Genomic DNA, 9,693 nt, shown 5'->3' on the forward strand with positions numbered 1-9,693 from the left:
AAGCAGTTCATGGCTAATTAAAGGGAACAAAAAGAAAGGAAAAGCACAATCCAGACGGTATCAGCGGCAGTCCACAAGAATAAATTGTGATTTCACAAGATTGGTGCTATAATAAGAGAAAAGTTCCTGCCGGGGCAGCCGCCCCGGTGGTATGGATAGGAAGGCGGGAAAGCAATATGCACATCAGCTATAAACCACTCTGGCATACACTGTTAGAGCGTGATATGAGAAAAGAAGATTTAAGGCTTGCTGCTGGTATGACAACGAATATGATTGCCAACATGAGCAAAGAGGGAAAGCACATCAGCATGGATACATTAGCCCGTATCTGCGAAACGCTGAATTGTGAGATTACCGATGTGATTGAGTTAGTATCAGACGAGCCTGCTTCCACAGGAGGTAAGGAGCATGAGCGAATTGAAACCAAGAATAACGGAAAACGGAATTGATTATATCCTTGTCGGAGATTACTATATCCCAGATTTGAAGCTGCCGGAGGAACATCGCCCTATCGGAAAGTACGGACGGATGCACCGGGAGTATTTAAGAGAAGTCCACCCAGCCAAATTGAACACCTTGACCTTGACAGGGGAGTTATGGACATACCTTGCAGACCTGAACGAACAGGCACAGGAACGGTTAGACACCATCATGGAGCAGATGAAAGATGCCGAGGGCGTGACCGAGGAATTGAAACGAACCCAACAAATGGAATGGGTGCGGCGTTGCAATAACATTCACAACCGGGCAGAAGAAATTATTTTGCAAGAGATGATTTATTCATAACGGTATGGTAGAATGATTATGACAAATAAGAATTTTTTGCTCCATACGCCCTTGACAATAGTCCTTACAATATACTATAATAGTATTTGTAAATACTATTTGTAAGAGGAGGACTTATGGAAAACAATCATTTTAACGTTGCGTGGGCGAAAAGCACTGCGCTATATACAAAAGCAGCTTCAGTACTTGGCGTCGGATACCCGGAAATGATGGTGCTGTATGCGCTGGAATCCATGGGAGAACTGACGCAAAAGCAGATCGCAGAGAATTTCGGTATGCAAAAACAGACGGTTCATACGGTCGTGAGCGCACTTCAAAAGAAGGGCTATTTACTGTTGGAGGCCAGCGAGGGCGATAAACGTGAGAAGCGGATCGTCTTGACTGAAAGCGGACAGGTATACGCCCACAGAATGATTGCGCCTTTACGAAAAGCCGAGGAGAAGGTTTATAGAACAATCGGGAACGAACGGCTCCAAGCCATGTGTGAAATTCTTGACCTTTTCAATCTTCTCTTTGAAAGAGAGCTGAGAGGAGGTCTGGGCAGTGAATAACAAGCGGACTTTCTTTCAGTATGTGATTCCGTCCGTGTTATCCTTTGCGCTTTCCGGGGTGTATGCCATCGTTGACGGTTTCTTTGTAGGCAACTCAATCGGGGATGCCGGACTTTCCGCAATCAACATTGCATATCCCATCACGGCGGTCCTGCAATCCGTAGGGACAGGAATCGGAATGGGTGGTTCAGTCAAATACTCCATTCTGAAAGCAGCAGGAAATGAGAAAAAAGCACGGGAGTTCGTTGCCGGTGCAACATGGCTGATGCTTCTTTTCAGCGCTGTCCTGACTGTCACCGTTTTCTTCACTTCAGAGAAAATCCTTTCTGCCCTTGGTGCATCGGGCGAGTTGCTTACTCTGGGAAATGAGTATATCAAGGTAATTGCCCTTGGAGCGATTTTACAGGTGTTCGGCACCGGACTGGTTCCGTTTATGCGTAATTACGGCGGTTCTTTGTGGGCAATGATCGCTATGATCTGCGGCTTTGCTACCAATGTTGCTCTTGACTATACTTTTGTGTGGGTTCTTGGACGGGGCATGTACGGTGCGGCATTGGCGACCATTATTGGGCAGGGAGTTACCATGGCGGTTGCACTCGTGTATTGCGCCATCAAAAAGAACCTCACTCTGAAAATCGCACCTGTTGATACCCCGAAAACGGCATTTCAGATATTAAAAATCGGACTTGCTCCATTTGGCTTGACCCTTGCCCCAAATATCTCTCTTGTGATCATCAACCGATTTTCGGTTTATTATGGCGGACAGGAGGCTATCGCCACCTATGCCTGTATCTCCTATATCATCTGCATTGTTTATCTTCTTTTGCAGGGTGTCGGTGATGGTAGCCAGCCGCTCATGAGTCAGTTCTACGGAGCAGGCGAAGAAAAATCGCTCAAACAAACCAAAACGCTGGCGTATGAATTTTCCATGGTTTTGGCGGTAATCAGTGCGATTCTGATTTACCTGCTCCGTGGAAAGATTGGACTACTGTTCGGTTCATCTGCCGAGGTAAACGCAGGGGTCATAAAGGTCATGCCGATCTTCCTTGTGTCGGTTCCGTTTGACGCCATCACACGAGTTTCCGCGGCGGCTTTCTACGCAACCGAAAAAAGTGTGCTGTCCTATGTTCTGACCTTTATCGAACCCATCATCATGCTGGTGTTGATGCTGATGCTGCCGCCGGTGTTTGGCGGTCAAATCACGATTTGGTGGAGCGCCGTATTTGCAAAGGTCATTACCGCATCAGTAAGCATTGTGCTGTCCGTTAGATACAGCGCACAAAGAAATCGATAACTTCCAGTTTATCGTTCTGATTTTCAACTGAATAACCACAGTAAAAACCGCTGCTACATGGAAGCTAACAAACCATGCAACAGCGGTTTTTCTTTACCGTTTTTTCCTTTGGCTGATAGGCGTTCCCATTTTCTTTGATTTTTTGAGAATCCGAATGAGCCAGCGAAATTCTTCATCTGACAGATTTTTATAGTTGATACCGAGCTGCTTGCAGTAAAGGACAACGAGCTTTTCATCCCGACTGCCCTTGAAATTTTCGACCGCTTCCAGATTTTCTTTCAGTTCATCGGCAACGGTGGTCTGGGGCGCACTCTCACTGTCCTTTTTGTGAGCTTCCCGAATATCCCGGATAATGAGATTGAGGTCATCCAGAACCATGTGGCTGAAATATTCATCATCGCTGATATGGGCGGCTTGCAGCACTTTCAAATGCGGGTCATCTTCGCCGGGGCGATACCGTTCAATGATTTCATGCCGGACGGTATCGACAAGTGCATTGAGATTTTGAATCTGCATGGTGGCAATCCCGTCCACATAAATCTCAATGTCTGCAAGAAACTTGATAAAATCTTTATGTGTGGCAAGCTCACAGAGCAGACGGTTGTTAATCCGACCGCTTTTCAGGAGAGCAACCATCTCATCATTCAAATGCAGCTCCGTCAATGACGTGTTGATCTGCTCCCTGTTCTCTGTCCGGCACAGTAGATAATCAACGGAAACCCCATAGAAGTCTGCCAGCGTGATAAGGTTGCCATGATTGATTTCCTTAAAATCCTCTTTTTCATAACTTCCGAGAGCAGATTTGGAAATACCCGTCAGCTTTGATAGTTCTTCCAGATTTAAGCCTTTGTCCTTGCGGAGTTCCCAAAGGCGTTCCTGTATGCTTGTTGCTCCTTTCATGGGCGCACACTCCTTTCCGGCGGTTTCATTGCTGCCGCTTAACTGGATTATATCACACTTTCCGCAATCGTGGAAATTTCTGATTTTTACTCCTAATTCCTACTTTGTGGACATACGGCACAGGGCACAAAAATGTTCTATGATACAGGTAGTTCATCGATGGATTATTCCAATCGAATGACCAGCCTGTGTGGGATATGCTTCCCCGGCGATGTAGTGCCATGACTTTTGGCAGGGATGTGGAGGAACCCTGACCGAAACGAGCGTACCAAAGGGAGCGATACGCCGCTGTGAGATTCAGGGGAGGAACGACACCGGGGAGAACTGGCGAACTGACACCGAAATGATACCGAAACACGACAATCTGATAGGGGGATAGTCTACCCTATCGCTGATACTTCGGGAGATTTTAGGCGGCTCTATGGCTGTAATTTTTCCGAAAATCGCCCCGAAACCATACACAAAAACGGGAGGAAGCGCAATATGCCGAGAATGAGCAAAAAGAGGAAACAGGAGCTTTCCTTTTACCTCAATGACCGGGGGCGTGTCACTTACAACGAATTATGCCGGAAATGCCAGCATGGGTGCAAGCAGAGCTTCCGGGCGGTTGTGATTGACTGCCCCCGTTATTTATCCAAACGAGCAAAGAAAAAGGAGGAACACACCGAATGAATTTTGAATTTATGACGATAGACACACCCTTGCCGCCCTGTATGCCTTTTCCCAGGGCGTTGACAGGATTTCCAGTCAGCAGCACCGCAAAGGTCATGTACTGCCGGATGCTGGACGCTATGCTCTCCAAAGGGCAGGAGGACGAGAACGGAATCCTGTTTGTCTGCTTCCCTGTCACAGCCATTGCCGCAGTCCTGTCCCGCAGCCCCATGACGGTCAAGCGTTCTTTGAATGAACTGGAAACCGCCGGACTTATCATGCGGGTGCGTCAGGGCGTTGGAGAACCAAACAGGATTTATGTGCTGATACCGGGAAAGGAGGACGCTGCCCTTGCCTGATACCTCAAAGCTGGAAAGGCTCAACCGGGAGATGGAGAAAAGCGAAAAGAAACTGCGGAAAGCCATCAATGATGAAAAGGCATTGCAGCACCAGTTAAAGCAGCTTACCCGAAAGGAACGGACGCACCGGCTCTGTACCCGTGGCGGTATGCTGGAAAGTTTTCTGCAAGAGCCGGAACGCCTGACAGATGATGATGTCATGCTGTTGTTGAAACTCATTTTTCACAGGCAGGACACGCAGGAACTATTGAAAAAACTGCTGGAACGGAAGAAGCCGGAAACCCCTTAGTTTACTAAGGGCGCAATTATACACCACCCAAAGGTTGGTGCATTGCGTTCTCCGAAGGCTCCTCGCCGGAGGGCTGTGATTTTCCGCAGTCATGGTCTGCTCCAAATCATACAGGGGACGCTACGCTTCCCCTGCGCTGGCTGCCGCCAGCTACCCTTTTGTGTACTTGCCATCTGGGGACACCTTGCGTTGCAAGCTGTTCCCAGCCGACAAGTTTCATAAAATATGCTATCTTTTCGATAGCCAATGAAGTATAATGAAGATGACAACAAATCGGCATTTGTAAAGGAGGATTTACAATGAAGAAAATTGGATTAGGTATTGCAATACTACTCTTTGCCATTATAATTTCTCTTTGCTCATCAGGAATGGGGCTGCTCGTTATCGGAATTGGGATTGTAGGATTGATTTTTTCAATCATAGGATTTATAGAACGCAAGTAAAATAACTTCCAGTTTGTCAGCTTCACATCGGGTCAACTTGCCCCGAACTTTTACAATTAAATACCCGCCGCCCACACAGCGGCACATTAAGCAGGAAATCTGAAAAAGATCTCCTGCTTTTTTTCTGCCCAAAATGAAGTGGTAAAACGCCACCCCATCCACCAATTACCGAAAGGAGGGACACGAAATGCCCTGTCCACACAACGAAATCACGATTGTGCAGCGCAGCCAGCGACAGTCTGCGGTTGCCGCCGCTGCTTACCAGAGTGGCGAAAAGCTGTTCTGTGAATACGACCAGCAAGTGAAGCACTACTCGGAAAAGCGTGGTATCGTCCACAATGAAATCCTGCTCCCGGCAAATGCTCCGCCGGAGTATGCAGACCGCAATACCTTATGGAACGCCGCCGAAGCGGTGGAGAAGCAATGGAACTCCCAGCTTGCAAGGCGGTGGGTGCTTACCATCCCCAGAGAGATACCGCCTGACCAGTACGCTGTCCTTGTCCGGGAGTTTTGTGAACAGCAGTTTGTTTCCAAAGGCATGATCGTTGACTTTGCCATCCACGACCCCCATCCGCCGGGACACAATCCCCACGCCCATGTCATGCTCACTATGAGGGCAATGGACGAACATGGAAAATGGCTTCCCAAGAGCCGCAAGGTTTATGACCTTGACGAAAACGGGGAACGGATAAAACTTCCGTCCGGCAGATGGAAAAGCCACAAGGAGGATACGGTGGATTGGAACGACCAGAAGTATTGCGAAATCTGGCGGCATGAATGGGAGGTCATCCAGAACCGCTATCTGGAAGCCAATGACCGCCCAGAGCGTGTGGACTTGCGTTCTTATGCCAGACAGGGGCTTGATATTATCCCTACTGTCCATGAGGGAGCTGCTGTCCGGCAGATGGAAAAGCGGGGTATCCAGACGAACATCGGCAACCTGAACCGGGAAATCAGAGCTGCCAACAATCTGATGAAGTCCATCCGACAGCTTATCCAAAACCTCAAAGGCTGGATTACCGAGCTGGGAGAAAAACGAAAAGAACTGCTTGCACAAAAGGCGGCGGAGGAAGCGACACTTCTTCCCAATCTGCTGATGAAGTACATGGAGATACGAAAGGAAGAACGGAAGGACTGGACGAGGGCTGGACAGAACCGGGGGACTTCACAGGACTTAAAGGCAGTCAGCGAAGCCCTGTCCTATCTCCGGCAAAAGGGGCTTTCCACTGTGGAGGACTTAGAAGCATTTCTGGAATCCTCCGGGAAATCAGCCGCAGATTACCGCAATCAGATGAAGCCAAAGGAAGCCCGAAGCAAAGTGATTGACGGGATTCTTGCCAGCCGGACAGACTGCAAAGAATGTAAGGCTGTCTATGAGAAGTACCAGAAGATATTTTTTAAGAAAACAAAGGAAAAATTCAAACAGGAACACCCGGAGGTTGCCCGGTATGAGAAAGCCGCCGCCTACCTTGCCAAGCACCCGGACGATAAGGACAGTACCCAAAAGGAGCTGCAAGAGGAGCAGGAAACGCTTCTGGAAGAAATTGCAGCCCTGAAAACACCGCTGACCGAGGTACAGGAGGATTTGAAGAAGCTGCGGGACATTCGCTACTGGGTACGGAAAGCCACCCCCGGCACAGAAGAAAGCAAAGAGCCGCCCAAGAAACAGCCTATCAAAGAAGTCTTGCAGGATAAGGCTGACGAGAAAAAAGCACAAAGAACTGCCCCGGTGCAGACAAAACACAAACAACAGGATATGGAACTTTAACAGGCACTTGCCATTTTCAGATTGAGAATGTCAGGTGCTTTTCTTTTTTTCAAGGAGGGATAGATTTGAATGTATTTGAAACTGTGAAGCAGTCCGTCACAACAAGACAGGCTGCGGAGCATTATGGAATCCATATAGGTCGGAACGGGATGGCTTGCTGCCCGTTCCATAACGATAAAACCCCAAGCATGAAGCTGGATCGGCGTTATCACTGCTTCGGCTGCGGTGCAGATGGGGATGTGATTGATTTTGCCGCCGCCCTGTATGGGCTGGGAAAGAAAGAAGCCGCCGTACAACTGGCACAGGACTTCGGGCTTTCCTATGAGGACTGGAAACCGCCGGGAAAGGCAAAAAAGCCCAAGCCCCGGCAGAAATCCCCGGAGGAACAGTTTCAGGAAGCAAAGAACCGCTGCTTCCGTATCCTTGCCGATTATCTCCACCTACTCCGGGAATGGAGAAAAGATTATGCCCCACACTCCCCGGAGGAAGCCTTTCATCCCCGGTTTGTGGAAGCCTTACAGAAGCAAGCCCATGTGGAATATCTGCTGGATGTGCTGCTGTTCGGGGAAACCGAGGAAAAAGCGGCTTTGATTACGGACTACGGAAAGGATGTGATACAGCTTGAACAGCGAATGGCAGAGCTTGCAGCCGCAGACGCAGCAAGAACTAAAAAACACCATAAACGCCATGCAGCCGCCCCAGAGCATTGAGGAAATCAAGGCGGGGCTGGAAACTACCGAGAAAGGCGGTGTCCGTCAGAGCATACGAAACTGCCTGACTGTATTCCAGCGTGACCCGCTGCTTTCCGGGGCTATCGCCTACAACATCCTGACCGACCGCAAAGACATCATAAAGCCCATCGGTTTCCACAGGGAAAGCACCGCCTTAAACGATACGGACATGAAGTATCTGCTTCTCTATCTGGAAGAAACCTACGGGCTTACCAATGAGAAAAAGATTGATAACGCCATCGGGATTGTGGCGAATGAAAACAAGTACCATCCCATCCGGGATTATCTCAATACCCTTGTGTGGGATGGGACAGAGCGAATCCGCTTCTGCCTGCGGCACTTTTTGGGGGCTGACGCAGACGATTACACCTATGAAGCGTTGAAGCTATTCCTGCTGGGTGCAATCTCACGAGCCTTTCAGCCCGGATGCAAGTTTGAAATCATGCTCTGTCTGGTAGGCGGTCAGGGGGCTGGCAAGTCCACCTTCTTCCGTCTGCTGGCAGTCCGGGACGAGTGGTTCTCCGATGATTTGCGGAAGTTGGACGATGACAATGTGTACCGCAAGCTGCAAGGTCACTGGATTATCGAAATGTCGGAAATGATGGCAACCGCAAACGCCAAGAGCATTGAGGAAATCAAGTCATTTTTAAGCCGGCAGAAAGAGGTTTACAAGATACCCTATGAAACCCACCCGGCAGACCGCCCCCGTCAGTGCGTGTTTGGCGGCACTTCCAATGCCCTTGACTTCCTGCCCCTTGACCGTTCCGGCAACCGCCGCTTTATCCCCGTCATGGTGTACCCGGAGCAAGCCGAGGTTCACATTTTAGAGGACGAAGCTGCTTCCAGAGCCTATATCGAGCAGATGTGGGCGGAAGCGATGGAGATTTACCGAAGCGGCAGGTTCAAGCTGGCTTTCAGCCCCGCCATGCAGCGGTATCTCAAAGAACACCAGAGGGATTTTATGCCGGAGGACACCAAAGCCGGGATGATACAGGCGTATCTTGATAAGTACACCGGGAGCATGGTCTGCTCCAAGCAGCTCTACAAGGAAGCCTTGAACCATGTCTTTGACGAGCCGAAGCAATGGGAAATCCGGGAAATCAACGAGATTATGAACCAGTGCATTTCCGGCTGGCGGTACTTCCCAAACCCAAGAATGTTTTCCGAATATGGCAGACAAAAGGGCTGGGAGCGTGAAAACCCGGCAACGGACTCCGGCAACCCGTCTGAAAAAACGATGGACGGTTTTGTGGAGGTCACAGAACAGATGGAGCTTCCATTCTGAAAATGACAGCCCGTTGCATCCCCTGTTGCTATCCCGTTGCCGAGCCGGTTGCCGGGGAAAACCCCATAACTGCGGGCTTTTCTCCCTTATAACAACCAAAACAACAGAAAAATAAAAGAAAAGTATAAATAGTAACCATCGCCAGATTGAGATTGTTTGCAAGGTCTTTTGAAGCCCGTTGCCGGACTTCGTTGCCGACACCCTCTGTCTGGCTATTTTCATGTATGGAGGATAACTGCCTATGGCAAAAAACAAAACAGAGATTCATGTTACAACGGTATTTGACGGGGAACTGGACGCAACCGATGTGTTCGTCAGCCTGATTTCCCAGAAATACGGTAAGACAAATACGAAAGAATATCTTGCTAAAAGGAAAGATATGAGCTATAATGAAGATGAGGTTCAAAAGAGCCAGATACCGTCTGGATTGTGTGGGTAAATGGCTATGATGAACGAAATGGAATACAGAACAATCGGTTCGGCACTTGCCGGAGGGTATCGTGCAGCGGTCTATTGCAGGCTGTCAAAGGACGATGACCTGCAAGGCGAAAGTGCCAGTATCGCAAACCAGCGTGATATGCTGGAAAAATACTGCGAAAAGCAGGGATGGGAGGTTGTGGCAGTCTATCAGGACGA

14 protein-coding genes are annotated in these 9,693 nt (G+C 49.0%); 13 read left to right on the plus strand and 1 reads right to left on the minus strand.

Annotated features, from left to right (window positions below; genetic code table 11):
* The first annotated feature begins 176 nt into the window (after positions 1 to 176).
* The 4 genes from DWX00_RS19080 (at position 177) to DWX00_RS19095 (ending at position 2,631) form a co-directional block, all read left to right on the plus strand.
* Positions 177 to 449 (plus strand): helix-turn-helix domain-containing protein, encoded by a 273-nt coding sequence (locus DWX00_RS19080; protein ID WP_009274451.1) that lies wholly within the window; start codon positions 177 to 179, stop codon positions 447 to 449.
* On the plus strand, positions 409 to 786 hold the full coding sequence (locus DWX00_RS19085; RefSeq protein ID WP_009274452.1) for a TnpV protein: 378 nt from the start codon (positions 409 to 411) through the stop codon (positions 784 to 786). Before DWX00_RS19080 ends, DWX00_RS19085 begins: the two co-directional genes overlap by 41 nt.
* 116 nt (positions 787 to 902) lie before the next feature.
* On the plus strand, positions 903 to 1,337 hold the full coding sequence (locus DWX00_RS19090) for a MarR family winged helix-turn-helix transcriptional regulator (RefSeq protein WP_003020286.1): 435 nt from the start codon (positions 903 to 905) through the stop codon (positions 1,335 to 1,337).
* Positions 1,330 to 2,631, plus strand: coding sequence for an MATE family efflux transporter (locus DWX00_RS19095; protein ID WP_003020289.1), 1,302 nt, complete (start codon positions 1,330 to 1,332; stop codon positions 2,629 to 2,631). The genes DWX00_RS19090 and DWX00_RS19095 overlap by 8 nt, the downstream gene beginning before the upstream one ends.
* A gap of 93 nt (positions 2,632 to 2,724) precedes the next feature.
* On the opposite strand, the gene DWX00_RS19100 is transcribed toward DWX00_RS19095, so the two are convergent.
* Positions 2,725 to 3,531 (minus strand): helix-turn-helix domain-containing protein, encoded by an 807-nt coding sequence (locus DWX00_RS19100; protein WP_003020299.1) that lies wholly within the window; start codon positions 3,529 to 3,531, stop codon positions 2,725 to 2,727.
* Between the two features lie 483 nt (positions 3,532 to 4,014).
* Between DWX00_RS19100 and DWX00_RS19110 the strand changes: the two genes are divergently transcribed.
* The 9 genes from DWX00_RS19110 to DWX00_RS20250 form a co-directional block, all read left to right on the plus strand.
* On the plus strand, positions 4,015 to 4,203 hold the full coding sequence (locus DWX00_RS19110; protein ID WP_003020302.1) for a hypothetical protein: 189 nt from the start codon (positions 4,015 to 4,017) through the stop codon (positions 4,201 to 4,203).
* Complete coding sequence (locus tag DWX00_RS19115) at positions 4,200 to 4,541, plus strand: DeoR family transcriptional regulator (RefSeq protein WP_003020305.1); 342 nt, start codon at positions 4,200 to 4,202, stop codon at positions 4,539 to 4,541. The genes DWX00_RS19110 and DWX00_RS19115 overlap by 4 nt, the downstream gene beginning before the upstream one ends.
* Positions 4,534 to 4,830, plus strand: coding sequence for a DUF3847 domain-containing protein (locus DWX00_RS19120; RefSeq protein WP_118596013.1), 297 nt, complete (start codon positions 4,534 to 4,536; stop codon positions 4,828 to 4,830). The genes DWX00_RS19115 and DWX00_RS19120 overlap by 8 nt, the downstream gene beginning before the upstream one ends.
* Before the next feature lie 299 nt (positions 4,831 to 5,129).
* Positions 5,130 to 5,273: a hypothetical protein gene (locus tag DWX00_RS19930; RefSeq protein WP_009274458.1), complete on the plus strand. Its 144-nt coding sequence runs from the start codon at positions 5,130 to 5,132 to the stop codon at positions 5,271 to 5,273.
* A gap of 187 nt (positions 5,274 to 5,460) precedes the next feature.
* Complete coding sequence (gene mobQ / locus DWX00_RS19130; protein WP_003020311.1) at positions 5,461 to 7,041, plus strand: MobQ family relaxase; 1,581 nt, start codon at positions 5,461 to 5,463, stop codon at positions 7,039 to 7,041.
* Positions 7,042 to 7,106: 65 nt separating this feature from the next.
* The gene (locus tag DWX00_RS19135; RefSeq protein ID WP_004841066.1) at positions 7,107 to 7,751 is read left to right on the plus strand and encodes a CHC2 zinc finger domain-containing protein; all 645 of its coding nucleotides are present in this window, start codon (positions 7,107 to 7,109) and stop codon (positions 7,749 to 7,751) included.
* Positions 7,729 to 9,057, plus strand: coding sequence for a virulence-associated E family protein (locus DWX00_RS19140; protein WP_003020317.1), 1,329 nt, complete (start codon positions 7,729 to 7,731; stop codon positions 9,055 to 9,057). Before DWX00_RS19135 ends, DWX00_RS19140 begins: the two co-directional genes overlap by 23 nt.
* 241 nt (positions 9,058 to 9,298) lie before the next feature.
* Complete coding sequence (locus tag DWX00_RS19150; protein ID WP_003020324.1) at positions 9,299 to 9,496, plus strand: hypothetical protein; 198 nt, start codon at positions 9,299 to 9,301, stop codon at positions 9,494 to 9,496.
* Positions 9,497 to 9,693: recombinase family protein (locus tag DWX00_RS20250; RefSeq protein ID WP_243038061.1), on the plus strand; the 197-nt coding region annotated here is incomplete at its 3' end.

Source organism: Blautia sp. AF17-9LB (assembly GCF_003479185.1).
Lineage (GTDB): Bacteria > Bacillota > Clostridia > Lachnospirales > Lachnospiraceae > Fusicatenibacter > Fusicatenibacter saccharivorans.

What these genes read in the sequence shown, in the direction of transcription:
- DWX00_RS19085 (WP_009274452.1), top strand. Translation starts at nt 409, where the DNA reads ATGAGCGAATTGAAACCAAGAATAACGGAAAACGGAATTGATTATATC.
- DWX00_RS19080 (WP_009274451.1), top strand. Translation starts at nt 177, where the DNA reads ATGCACATCAGCTATAAACCACTCTGGCATACACTGTTAGAGCGTGAT.
- DWX00_RS19110 (WP_003020302.1), top strand. Translation starts at nt 4,015, where the DNA reads ATGCCGAGAATGAGCAAAAAGAGGAAACAGGAGCTTTCCTTTTACCTC.
- DWX00_RS19115 (WP_003020305.1), top strand. Translation starts at nt 4,200, where the DNA reads ATGAATTTTGAATTTATGACGATAGACACACCCTTGCCGCCCTGTATG.
- DWX00_RS19090 (WP_003020286.1), top strand. Translation starts at nt 903, where the DNA reads ATGGAAAACAATCATTTTAACGTTGCGTGGGCGAAAAGCACTGCGCTA.
- DWX00_RS19930 (WP_009274458.1), top strand. Translation starts at nt 5,130, where the DNA reads ATGAAGAAAATTGGATTAGGTATTGCAATACTACTCTTTGCCATTATA.
- DWX00_RS19100 (WP_003020299.1), bottom strand. Translation starts at nt 3,531, where the DNA reads ATGAAAGGAGCAACAAGCATACAGGAACGCCTTTGGGAACTCCGCAAG.
- mobQ (WP_003020311.1), top strand. Translation starts at nt 5,461, where the DNA reads ATGCCCTGTCCACACAACGAAATCACGATTGTGCAGCGCAGCCAGCGA.
- DWX00_RS19140 (WP_003020317.1), top strand. Translation starts at nt 7,729, where the DNA reads ATGCAGCCGCCCCAGAGCATTGAGGAAATCAAGGCGGGGCTGGAAACT.
- DWX00_RS19150 (WP_003020324.1), top strand. Translation starts at nt 9,299, where the DNA reads ATGGCAAAAAACAAAACAGAGATTCATGTTACAACGGTATTTGACGGG.